At 59.4% G+C, this 20,092-nt stretch carries 17 protein-coding genes; 4 read left to right on the top strand and 13 right to left on the bottom strand.

Annotation, left to right across the window (positions count from 1 at the left end):
• Positions 1 to 45: 45 nt before the first annotated feature.
• The 6 genes from BZG29_RS01510 to BZG29_RS01485 form a co-directional block, all read right to left on the bottom strand.
• Positions 46 to 1,026 (bottom strand): branched-chain amino acid ABC transporter permease, encoded by a 981-nt coding sequence (locus BZG29_RS01510; RefSeq protein ID WP_035823444.1) that lies wholly within the window; start codon positions 1,024 to 1,026, stop codon positions 46 to 48.
• A 31-nt stretch (positions 1,027 to 1,057) separates the two neighbouring features.
• A complete protein-coding gene (locus BZG29_RS01505; protein ID WP_077398366.1) occupies positions 1,058 to 1,942 on the bottom strand; it encodes a branched-chain amino acid ABC transporter permease in 885 nt (294 codons plus the stop codon).
• A gap of 161 nt (positions 1,943 to 2,103) precedes the next feature.
• Positions 2,104 to 3,312 carry an ABC transporter substrate-binding protein gene (locus tag BZG29_RS01500; RefSeq protein WP_077398365.1) on the bottom strand — a complete coding sequence of 403 codons (1,209 nt, stop codon included), beginning with the start codon at positions 3,310 to 3,312 and terminating at the stop codon, positions 2,104 to 2,106.
• Positions 3,313 to 3,382: 70 nt separating this feature from the next.
• Complete coding sequence (locus BZG29_RS01495) at positions 3,383 to 4,111, bottom strand: ABC transporter ATP-binding protein (protein ID WP_077398364.1); 729 nt, start codon at positions 4,109 to 4,111, stop codon at positions 3,383 to 3,385.
• Positions 4,111 to 4,881 (bottom strand): ABC transporter ATP-binding protein, encoded by a 771-nt coding sequence (locus BZG29_RS01490; protein ID WP_035823437.1) that lies wholly within the window; start codon positions 4,879 to 4,881, stop codon positions 4,111 to 4,113. The genes BZG29_RS01495 and BZG29_RS01490 overlap by 1 nt, the downstream gene beginning before the upstream one ends.
• A 133-nt stretch (positions 4,882 to 5,014) precedes the next feature.
• Positions 5,015 to 6,640, bottom strand: coding sequence for a GMC family oxidoreductase N-terminal domain-containing protein (locus BZG29_RS01485; RefSeq protein ID WP_077398363.1), 1,626 nt, complete (start codon positions 6,638 to 6,640; stop codon positions 5,015 to 5,017).
• A gap of 1,475 nt (positions 6,641 to 8,115) precedes the next feature.
• Between BZG29_RS01485 and BZG29_RS01480 the strand changes: the two genes are divergently transcribed.
• The gene (locus tag BZG29_RS01480) at positions 8,116 to 8,892 is read left to right on the top strand and encodes a 5'-methylthioadenosine/adenosylhomocysteine nucleosidase (protein WP_077398362.1); all 777 of its coding nucleotides are present in this window, start codon (positions 8,116 to 8,118) and stop codon (positions 8,890 to 8,892) included.
• 166 nt (positions 8,893 to 9,058) lie between these two features.
• On the opposite strand, the gene putA is transcribed toward BZG29_RS01480, so the two are convergent.
• Positions 9,059 to 12,712, bottom strand: coding sequence for a trifunctional transcriptional regulator/proline dehydrogenase/L-glutamate gamma-semialdehyde dehydrogenase (gene putA / locus BZG29_RS01475; RefSeq protein WP_077398361.1), 3,654 nt, complete (start codon positions 12,710 to 12,712; stop codon positions 9,059 to 9,061).
• Positions 12,713 to 12,918: 206 nt separating this feature from the next.
• Here putA and BZG29_RS01470 point away from each other — a divergent pair, with 206 nt between their 5' ends.
• Both BZG29_RS01470 and BZG29_RS01465 read left to right on the top strand, forming a co-directional pair.
• Entirely contained in the window at positions 12,919 to 13,374 is a 456-nt protein-coding gene (locus BZG29_RS01470; protein WP_010393827.1) for an Lrp/AsnC ligand binding domain-containing protein, read from the top strand.
• A 202-nt stretch (positions 13,375 to 13,576) separates the two neighbouring features.
• Positions 13,577 to 15,136 carry a methyl-accepting chemotaxis protein gene (locus BZG29_RS01465; protein WP_077398360.1) on the top strand — a complete coding sequence of 520 codons (1,560 nt, stop codon included), beginning with the start codon at positions 13,577 to 13,579 and terminating at the stop codon, positions 15,134 to 15,136.
• Between the two features lie 47 nt (positions 15,137 to 15,183).
• On the opposite strand, the gene BZG29_RS01460 is transcribed toward BZG29_RS01465, so the two are convergent.
• Positions 15,184 to 16,164: a LysR family transcriptional regulator gene (locus BZG29_RS01460; protein WP_034783859.1), complete on the bottom strand. Its 981-nt coding sequence runs from the start codon at positions 16,162 to 16,164 to the stop codon at positions 15,184 to 15,186.
• A 192-nt stretch (positions 16,165 to 16,356) separates the two neighbouring features.
• Between BZG29_RS01460 and BZG29_RS01455 the strand changes: the two genes are divergently transcribed.
• Positions 16,357 to 16,662 carry a hypothetical protein gene (locus tag BZG29_RS01455; RefSeq protein WP_070218913.1) on the top strand — a complete coding sequence of 102 codons (306 nt, stop codon included), beginning with the start codon at positions 16,357 to 16,359 and terminating at the stop codon, positions 16,660 to 16,662.
• 65 nt (positions 16,663 to 16,727) lie between these two features.
• Here the strand turns inward: BZG29_RS01455 and BZG29_RS01450 are convergent, their stop codons facing one another.
• From BZG29_RS01450 to BZG29_RS01430, 5 genes are all read right to left on the bottom strand, one after another.
• Positions 16,728 to 17,336 (bottom strand): chalcone isomerase family protein, encoded by a 609-nt coding sequence (locus BZG29_RS01450; RefSeq protein WP_077398359.1) that lies wholly within the window; start codon positions 17,334 to 17,336, stop codon positions 16,728 to 16,730.
• Positions 17,337 to 17,448: 112 nt separating this feature from the next.
• Entirely contained in the window at positions 17,449 to 17,715 is a 267-nt protein-coding gene (locus tag BZG29_RS01445) for a YfhL family 4Fe-4S dicluster ferredoxin (RefSeq protein ID WP_077398358.1), read from the bottom strand.
• Positions 17,716 to 17,729: 14 nt separating this feature from the next.
• Entirely contained in the window at positions 17,730 to 18,227 is a 498-nt protein-coding gene (gene coaD, locus BZG29_RS01440; protein WP_034752633.1) for a pantetheine-phosphate adenylyltransferase, read from the bottom strand.
• Between the two features lie 112 nt (positions 18,228 to 18,339).
• Positions 18,340 to 18,999, bottom strand: a complete 660-nt coding sequence (gene rsmD, locus BZG29_RS01435; RefSeq protein ID WP_171984916.1) for a 16S rRNA (guanine(966)-N(2))-methyltransferase RsmD — start codon at positions 18,997 to 18,999, stop codon at positions 18,340 to 18,342.
• 211 nt (positions 19,000 to 19,210) lie between these two features.
• Positions 19,211 to 20,065, bottom strand: coding sequence for a DUF6279 family lipoprotein (locus BZG29_RS01430; RefSeq protein WP_253192749.1), 855 nt, complete (start codon positions 20,063 to 20,065; stop codon positions 19,211 to 19,213).
• Positions 20,066 to 20,092 lie beyond the last annotated feature (27 nt).

The raw sequence follows: 20,092 nt of genomic DNA, 5'->3' as shown, positions 1-20,092 counted from the left end.
GCACAATGAAAAACGCCGGACGATCGGTCCGGCGTTGCTTGAAAATCAGACAGCGGCTTTGGCTGGCCTGCCGCCGAAGCGCGCGATGGCTTCGCCGACGATGCCGCGCCGGAACATCAGCACGCAAATGACGAAGATCACGCCGGTCACCATGCCCACCGATTCGCCGAGGGTGCCGAACCACTCGATGCCCGTGTGCGTGGCCAGATAGGTACCAACATCGCCCAGCTTGTTTTCCAGCGCGATGATCAAGACGGCGCCGAGGATGGGACCGGACAAGGTGCCCATGCCGCCCACCAGTGTCATCAGCACGACCAGGCCCGACATGCCCCAGTACACGTCGGTTAAAGTCTCAAAGCCCAGCACCAGGGTCTTGGTGGCGCCGGCCAGCGCGGCCAGCGAAGCGGACAGCACGATGGCCATCAGCTTGTACTTGTTGACGTCGTAGCCGAGCGAGATGGCGCGTGGTTCGTTTTCCTTGATGGCCTTGAGCACTTGTCCGAACGGCGAGTGGATGGTGCGCACGATCAGGGCGAAGCCGGCGACAAAAATGGCCAGCACGACGTAGTACAAGACAGTGTCATTGCCCAGGTCTATCGTGCCCAGCAAGGTTCCACGTGGAACACCCTGCAAGCCATCCTCGCCCCCCGTGAACGGCAGGCGCAAGGCCAGGAAGTACACCATCTGCGCCAGCGCCAGGGTGATCATCGTAAAGTAGATGCCCTGGCGGCGGATCGCCAGGCCGCCGATCACCAGGCCCAGCAAGGCGCCCGTGGCGACGCCGGCCAGCAATCCCAATTCCGTTGGCCAGCCCCAGGTGCGCAGCGCATAGCCGGTGACATAGCCGGCGCCGCCGAAGAAGGCCGCATGGCCGAACGACAGCAAGCCGGTGTAGCCGATCAGCAAATTGAAAGCGCAGGCAAACAGGGCAAAGCACAGCAACTTCATCAGGAAGACGGGATAGCCGTAAAACGGGGCCGCCAAGGCCAGCAGCAGGGCAATGGCGTAGCCTACATTCTTATTCATCGTGGTAGCTCCAATACATGACTGATGAGGATTACTTTTCTTTGCCGAACAGGCCGGCGGGACGCAGCAGCAGCACGATGACCATCACCACGAACACCACGGTGGCGGAGCCTTCCGGGTAGAACACGCGGGTCAGGCCCTCGATCACGCCCAGGCCCAGGCCAGTGAGGATGGAGCCCATGATGGAACCCATGCCGCCAATCACCACCACGGCAAACACGACGATGATCAGGTTCGAGCCCATCAGCGGCGAAACCTGGATGATCGGTGCCGCCAGCACGCCGGCGAAACCGGCCAGCGCCACGCCGAAGCCGAACGTCAGCGTGACCATCAGCGGCACGTTGATGCCGAACGCTTCCACCAGTTTCGGGTTTTCCGTGCCGGCCCGCAGGTAGGCGCCCAGCTTGGTTTTTTCGATGATGAACCAGGTGGCCAGGCAGACGGAGAGCGAAGCGATGACCACCCAGGCGCGGTAGTTCGGCAAAATCATGAAGCCCAGGTCCGTTGCGCCGGCCAGCGCTTCGGGCACAGCATACGGCTGGCCCGAGACGCCATAGAAGGAACGAAACACGCCTTCCATGATCAGGGTGATGCCAAAGGTCAGCAGCAAGCCATACAGGTGGTCGAGTTTATACAGCCAGCGCAGCATGGTCTTTTCGATCAGGATACCGACCAGGCCGACGAGGATAGGGGCGATGACCAGCATGGCCCAGTAATTGATGTCGAAATAGCTGAGGCCCATCCAGGCCAGGAAGGCGCCCATCATGTACATGGCGCCGTGCGAGAAATTAATCACATTCAGCAAGCCGAAGATGACAGCCAGACCGAGGGACAACATGGCATAGAACGAGCCGTTAACGAGACCCAGCAGCAGCTGGCTCATCATCGCTTGTATTGGAACGCCGAAAATTTCCATGGCATCACAGTATAAAAAGCACCGCCGGATAGCGGTGTGGTATCAAGGGAAACGCGCCACCGCAAACGGAAGCGGCGGCGCAAGGCGAACCCTGCGAGCGAAGCGCATGCAGGACAGAGCACCCGCGCAGCGGCGGGCACTCTGTGGAGATTGCTACAGCGTTATTTCCACAGCGAACACTTCGACTCGGCCTTGGTCACATACGCTTGTGCGCCGGGCACGGTGGCGACCACCTTGTAGTAATCCCATGGGTACTTCGACTCGGCCGGTTTCTTGACTTCCATCAGATACATATCGTGCACCATGCGGCCATCGGGGCGCACTTCGCCATTCTGGGTAAACATGTCGTTGATCTTGGTCTTTTTCAGATAGGCCATGACTTTCTCGGTGTCATCCGTGCCCAGCGCCTTGACGGCTTTCAGGTAGTTCGCCGCAGCCGAATAGTCGGCTGCCTGCAGCATCGACGGTTCCTTCTTCATCTTGGCGAAATAGCGTTTCGACCAGGCGCGCGTTTCAGGATTCAAATCCCAGTACCAGCCATCCGTCAGGTACATGCCTTGCGTCAAGTTCAAGCCCAGCGAATGGATGTCATTGATGAAGATCAGCAAGCCGGCCAGTTTCATCGATTTCGTCAAGCCGAACTCGTTGGCCGCCTTGATGCTGTTGATGGCGTCGCCACCGGCATTGGCCAGTCCCAGGATTTGCGGCTTGGCCGCTTGCGCCTGCAGCAGGAAGGAAGAGAAATCGGAAGCGCCCAGCGGATGCTTGACGCTGCCCAGCACCTTGCCGCCGGCCGCCTTGACGACCTCGGCCGTGTCTTTTTCCAGCGAGTGGCCAAACGCGTAGTCGGCCGTCATGAAATACCAGTTCTTGCCGCCCTGCTTGACGATGGTGCCGCCCGTGCCGCGCGCCAGCGCCACCGTGTCATACGCATAATGCACGGTGTACGGCGTGCACTCTTCATTCGTCAGGCGCGAGGAGCCGGCACCGATGGCAATGAAGATTTTCTTCTTTTCCGCCGCGACCTTGGCCATGGCCAGGCTGGCGCCGGAATTGGTGCCGCCGATCAGCATGTCGACGCCCTGCTGGTCGAACCATTCGCGCGCCTTCGAGGCGGCGATGTCGGCCTTGTTTTGATGGTCGGCGGAAATAAATTCCACCTTTTTGCCGGCCAGCACCACGCCGGCATCGGCGATCGCCATCTTGATGGCTTCCGCGCCGCCGAGGCCGTCGACGTCGGAATACACGCCCGACATGTCGGAAATAAAACCGATCTTGATGGTGTCGCCCGATACCTGGGCATGTGCGGCAGCGGAAAAACCCAGGGCGCACAGGGTGGCGGTGGCAATGGCGATAGCGTTACGTTTCATAGTGTCTCCGTTGGGATTATTGTTTGCTATTTAAACGATTGCTCGACGACGATACGGAACTACATGGGCATTACACGCCAAGCAGCTCGGTCAATACCGGCATCTTGGCCTCCAGTTCGGATGCAGCAAAAGTCTCGACGATCTGACCGTGCTCCATCACATAAAACCGGTCCGCCAGCGGCGCGGCAAACCGGAAATTCTGTTCCACCATGACGATGGTGTAACCCTTCGCTTTGAGGGTGGTGATCATGCGCGCCAGCCCTTGCACGATGACGGGCGCCAGGCCTTCGGATATTTCATCGAGCAGCAGCAAACGCGCGCCCGTGCGCAGGATGCGCGCCACGGCCAGCATCTGCTGTTCCCCGCCCGACAGGCGCGTGCCCTGGCTGTGGCGGCGCTCCTGCAAGTTCGGGAACATGGCGTAGATTTCCTCCACCGACATGCCCTTCTCGCCGCTGGCCAGGGTCGGCGGCAGCAGCAGGTTTTCCTCCGTCGACAGCGAGGAAAAAATGCCGCGCTCTTCAGGACAATACCCGATGCCCAGGTGGGCGATTTTGTGCGTGGCCAAACCTATCGCTTCGACGCCGTTGACTTTGATGGAGCCCGTGCGCGCCCCCGTCAGCCCCATGATGGCGCGCAAGGTGGTGGTGCGGCCGGCGCCGTTGCGGCCCAGCAAGGTCACCACTTCGCCCTGTTCCACTTTCAGGTTCACGTCATGCAGGATGTGCGATTCGCCATACCAGGTGTGCAGTTGTGCAATTTCCAGCGCGGGTGCGCTGCCATTCGCTCGTGTCGCCATCAATGCGCCCCTTCCAGTTCCGCGTGGGTGGTGCCCATGTACGCTTCCATCACTTGCGGATTGCGCGACACTTCCGCGTAACTGCCTTCGGCCAGCATGGCGCCGCGCTGCAGGACGGAAATCTTGTCGCAGATACCAGACACCACGCTCATATTGTGTTCCACCATCAAAATCGTGCGGCCAGCCGACACTTTTTTAATCAGTTCCGTCACACGGTGCACGTCTTCGTGGCCCATGCCTTGCGTCGGTTCATCGAGCAGCATCATTTCCGGCTCCATCGCCAGGGTGGTGGCAATTTCCAGCGCCCGCTTGCGGCCGTAAGGCATGTCGACCGTGATGGTGTCGGCGAACTCCGTCAGGTCGACTTCGGCCAGCAAGGCCATGGCGCGGTCGTTGAGCTGGTTCAATGCGCGTTCGCTTTGCCAGAAGTGAAACGAGGTACCGAGCTGGCGCTGCAAGCCGATGCGCACATTTTGCAGCACGGATAAATGCGGAAAGACGGCGGAAATCTGGAAGGAACGGATCACGCCCATGCGCGCGATCTGGGCCGGTTTGGCGGCCGTGATATCTTTCCCATTGAACAGGATCTGTCCGGAAGTGGGGACCAGGAATTTGGTGAGCAAGTTGAAACACGTGGTCTTGCCGGCGCCGTTCGGACCGATCAAGGCGTGGATATGGCCCCGCTCTACCTTCAGGTTCACCTCGCTCACAGCGGTGAATCCCTTGAATTCCTTGGTCAAATTTCTTGTTTCCAAGATTACGTTTGACATCGTGTCTCCTAGTTGTACTTTTTGTACTACTTAGTCATTTTTATAATACACAACTTAAATTTAACGCACAATACAGTATAACTACGGGGATTTTTCGCCGGCCCGAATGGCGCAAACTCGCACGCTTGCCCGGCTATTTCCAGGCCGCGTGTATCATTTGCGCCGCTTTTTCCGCGATCATCACGGTGGGCGAGTTCGTATTACCAGAAGTAATGTACGGCATGATCGACGCATCGACGACGCGCAAGCCCCCCACGCCGAGCACGCGCAGCTGGCTGTCGACCACGCTCGAGGCATCGCTGGCCAGGCCCATGCGGCAGGTACCGACGGGATGAAAAATGGTGGTGCCGATCTGGCTGGCCGCCTGCGCCAGCTCTTCCTGGCTCTGGAATTGCACGCCGGGCTTGTATTCCTGCGGCGCAAACTTACTTAACGCCGGCGCGGCGGCGATGGCCCGCGTCAGGCGCAAGGCGTCGGCCGCCACGGCGCGGTCCTGCTCGGTACTCAGGTAATTGGGCACGATCTTCGGCGCCGCATAACTGTCGGCCGACGCGATATGCACATGGCCGCGCGAGGTGGGGCGCAGATTGCACACGCTGGCCGTAAACGCGGGAAACGCGTGCAGCGGTTCGCCGAATTTGTCCAAGGACAAGGGTTGCACATGGTATTGCAGGTTCGGCGTGGCTTGCTGCGGGTCGGACTTGGCAAACGCTCCCAGCTGCGACGGCGCCATCGACATGGGCCCGCTCTGGAACAGCGCATATTGCAAGCCGATCTGCATTTTTCCCACGATATTGCTGGCCATCACATTCAAGGTTTTCACGCCCTGCACCTTGTAAACCATGCGCAGCTGCAAGTGATCCTGCAAATTGCCGCCCACGCCAGCCGAGTCCAGCACGGGCGTGATGCCATGTTCGCGCAGCAAGGCGGCCGGGCCGATGCCGGACAATTGCAGCAATTGCGGCGAACCGATGGCGCCCGCCGTCAATAAAGTTTCACGCCGGGCCGTCGCCTGCCACTGCGTGCCGCCGCCCGTCAACACGATGCCCGTGCAGCGCGGCCCCGCGTCCGTGGTCTCGATCAATAGACGTTCCACGTGGCAACCCGTCATGATGGTCAGGTTCGGCCGGCGCGATGCCGGTTTCAGAAACGCTTTGGAGGTATTCCAGCGGATGCCGCGGCGCTGGTTGACGTCGAAATAGGCGCTGCCGCTATTATCTCCACCGTTGAAATCGCTGGTTTTCGGAATGCCGACTTGCTGCGCCGCATCGCGGAAAGCATTCAAAATATCCCACGACAGCCGCTGTTTTTCCACGCGCCACTCGCCGCCCGCGCCATGGTTTTCGGACGCGCCGCCGTAATAATCCTCGCTTTGTTTGAACAACGGCAAGACTTTGTCCCAGCGCCAGGAGGCGTCGTCCGTCAGGTCGGCCCAGTGGTCGTAATCGCCGGCCTGGCCGCGCATATAGATCATGCCGTTGATGGAAGAGCTGCCGCCCAGGACTTTTCCGCGCGGATACATCAGGCTGCGCCCGCCCAGCCCCGGGTCCGCCTGCGTGGAATACAGCCAGTCTGTGCGGGGATTGCCGATGCAATGCAGATAGCCGACGGGGATGTGGATCCACACGTAATCGTCCTTGCCGCCCGCTTCCACGAGTAAAACATTGGCATCCTTGTCGCGCGTGAGCCGGTTGGCCAGCACGCAACCTGCCGTGCCGCCGCCCACGATGATGTAGTCGTATTCGCCTGCCGATTCCAATGAAGCTCCTTTCGGTATGCCATCAAGCTGTCGCGCGGCGTGTCTCCTCACCGCGTCCCTTTACCAGAGTCTGTCTTTCTTCATGCATGCATGGCTGCTGAGCCGCCTTGAGATTACCACCAGTGCCGGGCCAGGGCGACATTAATCGCATGGCCAGCATGATCACCGCGTAAACGAGCTCATCTGACAGCTGAAAACCCGCTCCAAACAGGGGTTGCGAGCTGTGGATAACCGTATGGATATCCACAGGTACGATATGTGAGTAAACGAAAATTTTTTTGGACGACTTTTTTTTATCCCAAAACCATCCCAAGCCGATACAACGTTTACTCAGCGTTTATCCGCACGCCAAGCGATTGTTTACAAGGATAAATCCGGACTTATCCACAGAAGATGCCGCCGTTAACTACTATTACTATTCTTGTATACGAACTTGTTAAGGTAAACCCGACAACGCGCGCTTTGCCTGACCTTCGCCTTCGGGAAGGTTCATAAGCCTGACTTCAAAAAAAACCGCCGAACTGCTTTGGCTGACAAAAAAAATCCAGCCAACAACTGAGCGACGAAAACCGGCGCGGCCGCCATCACGCACACAGCACTGCCAAACCGTTTTGCAAAATGGAAACGTCAACCGGCTTGAGCAGGCACAGTGCCAACAAACGGTTCGATGTCGAAAAGAAGGGGAATTTGAGGCGATTGTGGATAAGTCGCTTGATATCCACAGGATGACTTGTGAGTAAACACGAAGTTATGCGCAGGCCCGCATTTTATACAATTTTGCTCCTCGCGTGATACAGCGATTATGCACGCTTTATTTTGCGCGTAAACGATTGATCCTGTTGAAAAAAAGCGACTTATCCACAGAAAAAAACGCGTTTACTATTACTACTATTTTTATATATAGATCTATTGTAAACCGACAAAAAAAGCGGAAGTCCGGGGATATTTCCAAAAAGCATGCAAAAAGCATCAAAAAAAAAGCCAACGGCGACAGCGCGACCCACTGCCAAACCGTCTTCCAGGAATTACCTGGACGCCGATGTTCGCGAAAGAACCGTGTTCGTGATCGCTCAACATGCATTGCCAGACAGGGATCAGTGCACGCAAATGCCGTCAAACATGTCACTGCAGCAAGAAAACCCGTGATTTCTGCTTGTCACTGTGGATAAGTACCTGCATATCCACAGGATGAGATGTGGGAAAAGTCGATCTTTGTCCACAGCCCGATTTTTATCCCAAACAAGTCCTCCGTAGATACAATGCTTGTGCGCCTACTTTTTTGTGCGCCAAGTCGATGATTTTTATACGGTATACCGACTTATCCACAAAAAAATGGCCGTTTACTATCACTACTATTTTTATGTATACATCTTTATTTAAAACACAGAGACAAACGCGCACGGTGGAAAAGTCACCGAAATAGCTGTTTTCACCCTGTAAACCGTTTGGCAATCCAAAAAACCTGTAAAAACAGCATGAATTCACACAAAAAAATGCGTTTAGGCATCATCAGTGCCTTGCACGAAGAACAGCAGGGGCTGGTAGAAGCCATGCAAGGCCCCCAGAGGCGTTCGCACGGCATGCGCGACTACACCCTGGGAACCCTGTGGAATATCGACGCTGTGTGCGTCCTGTCGCGTCTGGGCAAGGTTGCCGCTGCCATGACAGCTTCTATCCTTGTGGAAAAGTACGGAGTTACCCACATCGTCTTCACCGGCGTGGCCGGCAGCGGGGATAAACACGTGAAAGTCGGCGATATCGTCGTGGCCGAAGCGCTGTTGCAGCACGATATGGACGCCCGTCCCTTGTTTCCCCGCTTCGAAGTGCCGCTGACGGGCTTGCAGCGCTTTGCCACGGACCTGGAATTGAGCACGCAACTGGCTGCCGCCGCGGAAGATTTCCTGCGTGACGATGTCTCCAGCGTGCTCAAGGCGGCAGATATTGCGCAATTTCGTCTGCAGCACGCGCAAGTGCACCGCGGCCTGATCGCCAGCGGCGACCAGTTCATCAGCAGCGCCGCGCATATGAACCAGTTGAAAGAAGATATCCCCGACCTGCTGGCCGTCGAAATGGAAGGCGCCGCCGTGGCGCAAGTGTGTTTTGAACTCGGCGTGCCGTTTACGGTCATGCGCACCATTTCCGACAACGCGAATGAGGAGGCGGCCGTCGACTTCATGCGTTTCGTGCAGGCCGTCGCTTCGCCGTACGCGTTGACGGTGATTCAGCAGCTGTGCCAGCGCCTGGCCAGCTGATTTTTCAGCTAGCGTGCATAAAAAAAGGGCAGAACCACCGGTTCTGCCCTTTTTATTTAAAAACAAAGGAGCCTGAAAAATGTTCAGGGCCAGGCGCCTTGCCGCAGGCAGTACGAATGTACGGCCAGGCAAGGCAACAACGCCATGGACTTTTTCTCAGGTTCCTTTAGACGCTCAGCATCATTAAACTCGCGTTACCACCCGCTGCCGTCGTATTCACGCACAGCGCCCGCTCAGCGACGAGGCGCCACAGGGGGATGGCACCCTCCTGCGTGGTGGCGATGGTGCCCACCAGGGCCCCTTCCCGTGCCGCCAGCAGCGGTTTGAGCTGGCCATCGAGGCAGGGCTCGATCATGGCGATCTGGAAATCATGCTTGACCGACTCCAGGCTGCTGACGACCTGGATGCGGTCTTTCAGCGCCGCCGGCAAGTCGCCGGGGATCAGATCCGGCGCTTGCGCCAGCACGAGGGCCTGGTTACCGGTGGCCAGCACGGCCGCCAGCTGGTTCATCAAGGTGCCGGACGTTGCCGCCGCGCACAGAATCGTGCCGCGCGCGGCAAAACTCAGGGTATTGCGCTCGCCGGTCGGGCCTGGCAAGACGGTGGTGCTGCCCAGCAAGGTGGTGCGCGCATAATCCTGCGCCAGTTGCTGCACCTGGCCGTGGCCATGCATCTTCGCCCACACGGTGAGCGCATCGAGGGCCGGCGGCGCCTGGCGCTGGTGCTGCGCGCCGGCAGGCGCATTGCGCTGCAAGCGTTTCAGGTACAGGGGGCCGCCGGCCTTGGGTCCGGTGCCGGACTTGCCTTCGCCGCCGAACGGTTGCACGCCGACGACGGCGCCGACGATGTTGCGGTTCACATAAATATTGCCCACGTGCGCGCGCTTGGTGATGAAATCGATGGTTTCATCGATGCGCGTATGGATGCCCAGGGTCAAGCCGTAGCCGCTGTCATTGATCGATTGCACCAGTTGCGGCAGTTCGGCCCGCTTGTAGCGGATCACGTGCAGCACGGGGCCGAAGACTTCCTGCGTCAATTGCGCCAGCGACTTGATTTCCAGCACGGTCGGGGCAACAAACGTGCCTTTGACGGTCGGCAAATCGAGCGAATAATGGTCGATGGCCATGGTTTTCATCTTGTTGATGTGCGCCAGCAAGTTACCTTGCGCTTCCGCATCGATGACGGGACCGATATCGGTCGCCAGGCGGTCAGGATTGCCAACGCGCAATTCCTGCATGGCGCCCTTGAGCATGTGGATGGTCTTGTCGGCGATTTCCGTTTGCAGGAACAGCACGCGCAAGGCCGAGCAGCGCTGGCCGGCGCTGTCGAAAGCGGACGACATCACGTCCTGCACCACTTGCTCCGGCAAGGCGGACGAATCGACGATCAGGGCATTCTGGCCACCCGTTTCGGCGATCAGGGGAATGTCGATGCCTTCGGCCACGGCACGCGCGGTCAGGTTGCGGTTGATCAATTGCGCCACTTCCGTCGAGCCCGTGAAAATCACGCCTTTGACGCGCGTGTCATTGCACAGGCCGGCGCCGACCACTTCACCGCTGCCCGGCAGGAATTGCAGCGCGCCGCGCGGCACGCCCGCCGCATGCAGCAATTGCACGGCGCGGTGGGCGATCAGCGGCGTTTGCTCGGCCGGCTTGGCCAGCACCACGTTGCCCGCCGCCAGGGCGGCGGCCAGCTGGCCCGTAAAGATGGCCAATGGGAAATTCCACGGGCTGATGCAGGTGACGGGCCCCAGCGCCAGGGTATTCGGCGCATGTTCCACCTGCGCCGCGTAGTAGCGCAGGAAGTCGACGGCTTCGCGGATTTCCGCGATTGCGTTCGGCAGGGACTTGCCCGCTTCGCGCACGGCCAGGGCCATCAGCTCGATATGGTGTTCCTCGAACAGGTCGGCCGCACGCAGTAACGCTTGCGCGCGGAGCGACGGTTCCGTGGTTTGCCAATCCATGGCGAAGGCGCTGGCGCTGGCCAGGGCCGTTTCCACGTCGGCTTGACCGGCTTCCATGACCTTGCCCACGACATCGTCGTGCTGGGCCGGGTTGTGCAGCATGTGCGTGGGGCCGTTCAGGCTGACGGCGCCATCGATCAGCGGCGCTGCCTGCCATTGTTGCTGCTGGGCCAGGCCGGTGGCCAGGGTGCGCAAGGTGTCTTCATTCGACAGGTCCAGGCCGGCCGAGTTCCTGCGCTCGCTGCCAAACATGTCCAGCGGCAACGGAATCGACGGGTGCGGCAAGCCGCCCTGCAGGCGTGCCTGCTCGAGGGGATCGCGGATCAGGCTATCGATGGCCACGCTTTCGTCGACGATCTGGTTGACGAAGGACGAGTTGGCGCCGTTTTCCAGCAGGCGGCGCACCAAGTAGGCCAGCAGGGTTTCATGCGAGCCGACGGGGGCGTAGATGCGGCACGGCTTGTCCAGATTGTCGGGGCCGACGACCTGGTCGTACAGGGTCTCGCCCATGCCGTGCAGGCACTGGAATTCGTAGTCGGTGATGCCGTCGCGTTTCGCCCAGGTGTAGATGGTCGACAGGGTTTGCGCGTTGTGCGTGGCAAATTGCGGGTAGATCAGGCTGCTGGCCGCCAGCAGTTTTTGCGCGCAGACGAGGTAAGACACGTCCGTGTAGACCTTGCGCGTGTAGACGGGATAGCCTTCCTGGCCGTCGACTTGCGCGCGTTTGACTTCCGCATCCCAATACGCGCCCTTGACCAGGCGCACCATGAACTTGCGGCCGCTGCGGCGCGCCAGGTCGATCAGGAAATCGATGGCGAACGGGCAGCGCTTCTGGTACGCCTGCACCACGTAGCCGATGCCGTCGAAGCCGGCCAGGTCCGCATCGAAAGCCAGTGCTTCCATCAGGTCGAGCGACAGTTCCAGGCGGTCCGTCTCTTCCGCATCGATGTTGAAGCCGATGTTGTACTGTTTGGCCAGCAACAGCAGCGCTTTGACTTTCGGCAGCAATTCTTCCAGGACGCGGGCGCGCTGGGCACGGCTGTAGCGCGCGTGCAGGGCCGACAGTTTCACGGAAATACCGGGGCCGTTGCGGATGCCGCGGCCGTTCGACGCCTTGCCGATGGCATGGATCGCCGTTTCGTACGAGGCGTAGTAGTTGGCCGCATCGGCTTGCGTCAGGGCCGCCTCGCCCAGCATGTCGTACGAGTAGCGGTAGCCGCGCGTTTCGTTGTCGCGGCTGTTCTTCAACGCTTCCTCGATGGTCTGGCCCGTCACGAACTGGTTGCCCAGCATGCGCATGGCCAGGTCGACGCCCTTGCGGATCAGCGGTTCGCCGCCTTTGGCGATGAGCTTGGTCATCGCCGAACCGAGGCCCGATTCGCTGCTGGTACTGACCAGTTTGCCCGTGATCAGCAAGCCCCAGGTGGCCGCGTTGACGAACAGCGACGGCGATTCGCCCAGATGCTTCTTCCAGTCGCCCTTGCTGATTTTGTCGGCGATCAGACGGTCGGCCGTTTGACTGTCGGGTATACGCAACAGCGCTTCAGCCAGACACATTAATGCAACACCCTCTTCCGACGATAGCGAGAACTCGTGCATCAGTGCATCGACGCCGGACGCGCGTGTGCGTTTTTGGCGCACGTTCGAGACCAGGCGGTGCGCCAGGGCTTGCCCTTCGGCCGTCGTTTCGGTGCTGCTGGGGCGGACTTGTTGCAACAGCCACTGCACGGCGGAAACCTCATCGCGCCTATAGGCGGCGGTGACGGCGGCGCGTTGGGGTGTCGCTTCGGGCAGGATTTCTGCCTGGAACGCAGCAAAAGGAATCGGGGTAAAAGCCGAGGGGCCTGCAGGGTGCATAAGTGCTCTTTACAAGGAAAAGGGGACGAAAACTGACGTAATTCTTGCTCTTTTTTGGTGCAAAAAAATACAGAAAGTCGGACGTTAAGATGATTCGATTGTAAAGGGGATTCTTATGGATTAATTCTGGTAATACAGGGGACTAGCAATAGATAGTTTTTGATGCGACAATTTAACCAAATAATATTAATTTGGGGGTGATGGTAATGCTGGACAAGATCAGTAAGAAAATCTTGATGGAATTGCAGAGCGATGGACGCATCAGCAATGTGGAGCTGGCCGCGCGCGTGAACCTGTCGCCGGCCGCCTGCCTGGAGCGCGTGCGCAAGTTGCACGAATCCGGTTACATCATGGGCTATACGGCCCAGTTGAACCCGCAGCTGCTCGACGTGTCGCTGCTGGTGTTCATCGAAGTGGTGCTCGATCGCACGACACCGGAAGTGTTCGACGCCTTCAAGCATAGCGTACAAATCATTCCAGAGGTACTGGAATGTCACATGGTGGCCGGCGGTTTCGATTACCTGGTCAAGGCGCGCGTCAAGGACATGGCCGCCTACCGCGAATTCCTGGGCAAGACACTGTTGCAGAAAGGTGTGCGGGAAACCCACACTTATGCCGTCATGGAAGAGGTCAAAAACACGACCAAATTGCCAATTAAGTGACCCTGGTGTAGCCGCCCCACTTTTCTGATTGAGCTATCGGAACAAATGTTGTAGGGTAGAACTACAATTCTGCTATCCGGTAGCCGCCTGAAACGCCGCGCAGACGGTCACTTCAGGGTGCAAAGTGGGCAATCGTGCCCACCCGCATACGGTTATGGCACGTCCCCGCGGGGGCGTGACGGGTTCGCGCAGCGGGGGACAAATGAAGCAGTTGCAGCATCAGCTGGTGCGTTTCTTTGTATTCACGATCCTGGCCATGGCCGTCGCCTGTTGCCTGGCCTATCTGTTGTTGCTCTCGGGCGGCGACCATCCGTATCTGATCGCCTGCGTGGCCGCCGCCATCGGCGCCGTGCTGCTGGCGTTTGCCGGCCGTCCGCGCGGCGAGCCGGGCTTGCACCAGTTCGCCGACACGGTGGGCAACGCCATCGATGCCATCATGATCGGCGCGGCGGAAACCTCGTATTTTGTCGATTCCGTCAAACAGAAGGTGGAACTCGACGTGCGCACGGCCAGCGACATCGCCGACAGTTCCGTACAAAATGCCGCGATGACGGAAAAGATCGCCGCCAATGCGGAACGGGCCGCCAAGGTGGCCGCCGGCGTGCGCGTGGAAAGCGTGGCGGCGCGCGCCGAAGTGGACCAGGGCTTGCAGCGCATCAATAACGCACGCGAGGAAGCGCAAGGCGCTTCCAGCAACATGCTGAGCCTGCAGGAAAAATCCAAACGCATCACGGGCTTTACGGAAGCCATTTCCGATATTTCCGCGCGCACCAATTTGCTGGCGCTGAACGCCGCCATCGAGGCGGCGCGCGCTGGCGAACACGGGCGCGGTTTTGCCGTGGTAGCAGGGGAAGTGCGGCAATTGGCGCAGCGCACCAAGGAAGCTTCCGATGAAATCAGCGTGATGGTGCGCGAAATCAATGAACAATCGGAAAAAGCCGCACGCGGCATGAGTTCGCTCGCGGCCGGCGTCACGGAAGCGGCGCGCAATGTGCAAAGCGTGCACGCCTCATTGAGCCATATCGAGCAGTCATCGGGCGAGTCCGAGGACGAGATCGGGCAAATCGCCCGCGCCTCGCGCGAACACGTCGAGACGACGCAAGTGATCGCCGACGCCATCCTGCAAATCCGCGACAGCATGCTGTCGACGAACGCGGAATTGCCGCGCGCCACGCAGTCGGCCATGGCCCTGGCCGAGCGGGCCGAAGTGATCGCCGGCGCCCTCGGTGAATCGAGCGTGGCCACGCCGCACGACGAGATCCGCGAGGCGGCCCAGCGCGCCGCGCGCGAAGTGGGCAAACTCTTCGAGCAAGCCATCGCCTCGGGGCGCATCACGCGCGAAGCCCTGTTCGACCGCCATTACCGGCCCATCCCGAATACCGATCCGCCCAAGCACAACACGAAATTCGACGCGTTTACGGACAAGGTGCTGCCCGATTTGCAGGAAGGCGTGCTGGCGGCATTGCCCCATCTGGCGTATGCGGGCGCCGTCGACAACAATGGATATTTTCCAACGCACAACAAGAAGTTTTCCCAGCCGCTGACGGGCGATTACGCCACCGATATCGTGAATAACCGCACCAAGCGCATCTTCAGCGACCGCACGGGCAAGCGCTGCGGCAGCAACACCAAGGCGTTCCTGTTGCAGACCTATAAACGCGACACGGGTGAAGTCATGCACGATTTATCCGTGCCCATCCACGTCGAGGGCAAGCACTGGGGCGGTTTCCGGATCGGTTACAGGTCCAGCAGCCACGCATAAAAAAAACGCCTGAGACATCAGGCGTTTTTTTTGTCCTATCGCAAGTCTTACTCGACGTGCGGCTTGGGCGCCACGCCGCCGCCGGCCGCCGTCGCCGTCCGTAACGTGGGCGTGTTCATGCTTTCCAGGTGGTTGCGCAGCCATTTGTGGGCGGGGCTGCGGGCGTCGCGCTCGTGCCACAGCATGTCCAGGTGGACGGCTGGCAAGGTCAACGGCAAATCCTTGTACAGCAGGGATTCCGTCATGCCCGTCGAGGCGATCAGATGGCGCGGCAAGACCGTGATCAGGTCGGAATTGGCGACGACTCTTCCTGCCGTGAAGAATTGGTTGACCGTCAACAAGATGCGCCGTTCGCGGTGGATCTGCGACAGCGCCTCGTCGATCAAGCCATGCGCGCGGCCGGAAAAGCTGACCAATAAATGGTTGGCCGCGCAGTAGTTATCCAGGGTCAATTCCTTGTCGGCCAGCGGATGGCCGCGCCGCATCACGCACACATACTTGCCGGAATACAGGCGTTCATGGCGGATGGGCGAACCCGTTTCGCTCGACAGTTGCGCCGCCACGCCGGGAAAGAAGCCCACGGCCAGGTCGATGTCGCCGCGCAGCAGCATCGGGCGCGGTTCGCGCGTGGTCAGCGGCATCATGCGCACGTTGACGCCGGGCGCTTCGCGTTCGATCGAGCGCATCAGCGAAGGCAGCCAGAACGCGGCCGTCGCATCGGCCATGGCCATGCGGAAAGTGGCATGCGTTTTCGACACGTCGAAGGTTTCCGGCGTGACAGCCGCTTCCAGGCTGGCCAGGGCCGAGCGCACGGACGGCCACAGCGCTTCGGCACGGGGCGTGGGTTTCACGCCATACGCCGTGCGGATCAGTAATTCGTCACCGAGGCTCTCGCGCAGGCGTTTGATGGCGTTCGATACCGCCGGCTGCGTCATCGCCAGGTGGCCGGCTGCGCGCGTCAGGTTTTGTTCCGTCATGACGGCGTCGAAAACACGCAGCAAGTTCAGATCCAGCGTCAGAAAACTCATGGAAAGCCCAAGATAAAAGTTGAATTGATTACTTAAGAGTGTAAACCGCGCCGGGCACGAATATTTTCACTCGTAAAAAAATATTACAGTTTTCCATTCACGATTCATATAATTGGTATCAAGAAATGGAATTAGATTTATATGTTGCACTGCACTATAGTACTGGCAAATTCTATAATGCACTGGAACACTATGTCTACCTTCGCCTCCGCCCTGTACGCAGTATCCGCACCCGTGCTGGAGATTTCCCTGCTGAACGCCCTGCAACTCGTGCTGGTGATCGTCGCCGTGGGCGCCTTCGCCCTGCTGTTCAAGCCATTGCTGGTGGGCATTGCCCGCGCCATGGTGCTGGTGGTGCGTCCCAAGCTGAGCCGCGAAGAGCGCCTGGCGCGCCAGCAGATGCGCGAAGCGCAAGCCTTGCAACGCACGCTCGGCAAGATGGATGGCGTGTCGCCAAGCAATGCCGCCGAATTGCGCGCCCTGTCGACGCGTGCCTGAGCGAGCAACTGTTGCAGATGACAAGCCGGCCTGCGCCGGCTTTTTTTACGCCTGCCGCCAGCCGATTACGCCATGTCGCCCAGCAAATGCGCGCGCAACATGGTGTCGGCCGGATGGGCGCCGATCCAGATTTTCAGCAGTGCATTATAAAAAGCCAGGTCCGGCACCGTGTCGCCCACCTGTTTGCCGTTCAGTTTGCACAACGTTCCCTCTTCCGGCAGCCAGTCCACGGTGAGAATGTCGCCCTTCTTCAGGCCGGGCACCATTTCGAACATGGCGCCGAACTGCATCGTCTGGCTCAGCAGGCGCGTGCGGTCGGCCTGGTCGGAGCTGCGCTTCAAGCCCTGCATGAAGGCTAGACCCAGCTCGTCCGAAGTGATGTCGCGCAGCATGACGATTTCCAGACGGCGCGGCCCGGGCAGCGCCAGGATGTCGGCCAGCTGGGTTTTCTTTTCCGGCAGGTACAGCGCGATCGTGTACACCTTGAAGATGACCTTGTAGCGTACGCCGGCGCCGTTGAGTTTTAATTCGCGGCTGGCCAGCTGCACCGTGTCGTCCAGCTTGACGCCGCCCACCTCGACGGCGAGCGCCGGTTGTGCCACGGCGGCGCACAGGGTGGCGCACAGGCAGGCGGTGGCCAGGGAGCGGCCCAAACGGGATGTGCTTATTTGCATCTTCTACCTCCGTGGAAACCATGGGCTGTGGATAAGTCAGCACACAGTGTAGAACAGTTGGCAGAAGCTGGCGCCACGCAGACGTGGCCCGGAAGTGGCGCGGAAGAAAAGCTTAGGCTTTGGCGGCGGGCAGTTCCGCCTGCAGGCGTTCGTACTTGGCCATCAATTGCTCCGGGCTTTCGCGCCAGGCGGGATTGAAGGGGATGCAGCTGACGGGGCACACTTGCTGGCATTGCGGCTCGTCAAAGTGGCCCACGCATTCGGTGCACTTGTTGGGATCGATTTCGTAGATTTCCGCGCCCATGTAGATCGCGTCATTCGGGCACTCGGGCTCGCAAATGTCGCAATTGATGCATTCGTCGGTGATCAGTAATGCCATGATTTCACTCTTACTTATTGCGATGAGGCAGCGTTGGCGGCAATCTTGTTTTGCAGCCAGCGGTTCACCGAGGGGAAGACAAACTTGGAGACGTCGCCGCCCAGCGCCGCGATTTCGCGCACGATGGTGCCCGAAATGAACTGGTACTGGTCGGACGGCGTCAGGAACATGGTTTCGACATCGGGCAGCAGGTAGCGGTTCATGCCCGCCATCTGGAATTCGTATTCGAAGTCGGAGACGGCGCGCAAGCCGCGCACGATGACCCGCGCTTCATGCTTGCGCACGAAATCCTTGAGCAGGCCGGAAAAGCTTTCCACTTGCACATTCGGATAGTGGCCGAGCACTTCGTTGGCGATTTCCAGGCGTTCGTCGAGCGAGAAAAACGGTTGCTTGTTCTTGCTGTCGGCCACACCGACGATCAGCTTGTCAAACAGACCCGATGCGCGGCGCACCAAATCTTCATGACCGCGCGTGAGCGGATCGAATGTTCCTGGATAAACGGCTACAACCATTGCGGCTCCCTGACGATGCACCAATATAGACGCGCATTATGCCTGAAATTGGTGAGCACCTTGGTGCTGCGCCTCGGGCCAGGGAGCTTTTTTGCCTCATTTATAGGCAGATTCAGGCAGTAGCCGGCATTTTGTTGTAAGTTAGCAAATGATAATAAACGGTGCCCGCCTTGTCGGCGCGGATGACTTCCCACGGCGCCATCCACTCCGGTTTTTCCAGGGCGCTGGTTGCATCGAAGACCAGCGGCAAGCCCGATTCCGCATACACCATGCCGCCTTCCTTGAGCAGGTTGGCGCACAGCGGCAACACTTTCGCCAGGAAATCCTGCTGGTAGGGCGGATCGAGGAAGATCAGGTCGTAACGCTGGCCGCGCGATGCCAGGCCTTGCGCCGTCAGCAAGGCGTCGCCGCGCAGCAGCTGGACATTATCGGCGCGCAATTTCACCTTGTTTTCTTCCAGCTGGCGGATCACGGGCGTATGGGTGTCGACCATGGTGACGGACGCCGCGCCGCGGCTGGCCGCCTCGAAGCCGAGTGCGCCGCTGCCGGCGAACAGGTCCAGCACCTGGGCATTGGCCCAGTCGCCGTCGCGCAAGTGGTTGATCCAGTTGAACACGGTTTCGCGCACGCGGTCCGGTGTCGGGCGCAAGCCCAGTGCCTGCAAAACAGGCAGTACGGAGCGCTTCCACTGGCCGCCGATGATGCGCACCTGGTTCGGTGGCGGCGCGTGGTGGACGGGGACTTTGGCGGGTTTTTTAATTTTCTTTTGCATGGGCATTTAAAACACCTAACAAAACCTACTGCGCGTCGCGATTTGCGGCCTGCGATGCTCACTGCCTCGGCGGCCCCGTGCATTCGCACAGCTGCGCTTCTTAGCCACAACTCACTGCCGCTCGCTACGGTTTTGTTAGGCGTTTCATTTCTTCAATTTGGTGGCGGCCACTATAGCATATGGCCCCCTCCCCCCTGCTGGCGCTGCCTGTCTATTTGGCTTGCGTGGTCAGGGAATTGAAATCGTCGATCCAGCCCTGCATGCGCTTGACGGCATGGGTTTTTTGCGCCGGCGTGGCGATCTTGATGACCGTCAAGACCATCTGCGCCGTGCTGCTTTCGTAGGCATCAAAAAAGGCCTTGCGTTCGGAATGTTCGAGGCGCTCGAAACTGTCCTTGATCAGGGTGTTGATCAGGCTCACGCTGGCGTCCTTGCCGAGCTTTTCCTGGTGAACTTTCTTGACCAGGCTCAACACATTCTGCTGGCGCCGCATGCGTTCGTCGAGCCAGATCTCATTGTTCAGCGGACGCGCGTCGGACGCCTTGCGGATGATCGCTTCCTGCTCGCTGCTGAAGCTGCCGAACCACAGTTCGAATTGCTCCATGGCTTTCTTGTAGCGCAGTTTCTGGCGCTTCTCCTGGTCGCCGCTCAGGTATTTCTTGCGGTAATCGTCATTGTTCGACTTGAACTTCTTTTCCATCTGCGCGATTTGCTCGGGCTTGAGCGAGCGCGCCAGGTCGGCCAGCTCGGGCGCCGCCTTCAGCAACAGCGCCTGGGTGCGCTGCTTGATCTCGCTGTAATCCGCCATCAAGTCCGCCTGCGTGGCATTGCCTTGCAACTGCTTCTGGCCCGTGCGCAGGATTTCCACGTAATCCTTCAATTGCGTCTTGCGGTGCCAGTCGAACAGCTTGTCGATATCGTCGCGCACCCAGCCCTTCTGGTCGCGGTCCAGGTCGACATACGCGTTCAGCCACCAGTACAGCACGGTATCGCCATTGTTGTAGGCCAGGCGCAAGCCGCTGCAACCGGCCATGACGACGAGCAGGATGGCCAGTAAGGCATACATAAAGCGGCTGGAAGACGGGGAAGACGG

It is taken from the genome of Janthinobacterium sp. LM6 (assembly GCF_002002885.1).
Classification (GTDB): Bacteria; Pseudomonadota; Gammaproteobacteria; order Burkholderiales; family Burkholderiaceae_D; genus Janthinobacterium; species Janthinobacterium kumbetense.
The sequence above is the reverse complement of the archived record's forward strand: the minus strand, read 5'-3'. Positions and strand labels throughout refer to the sequence as shown.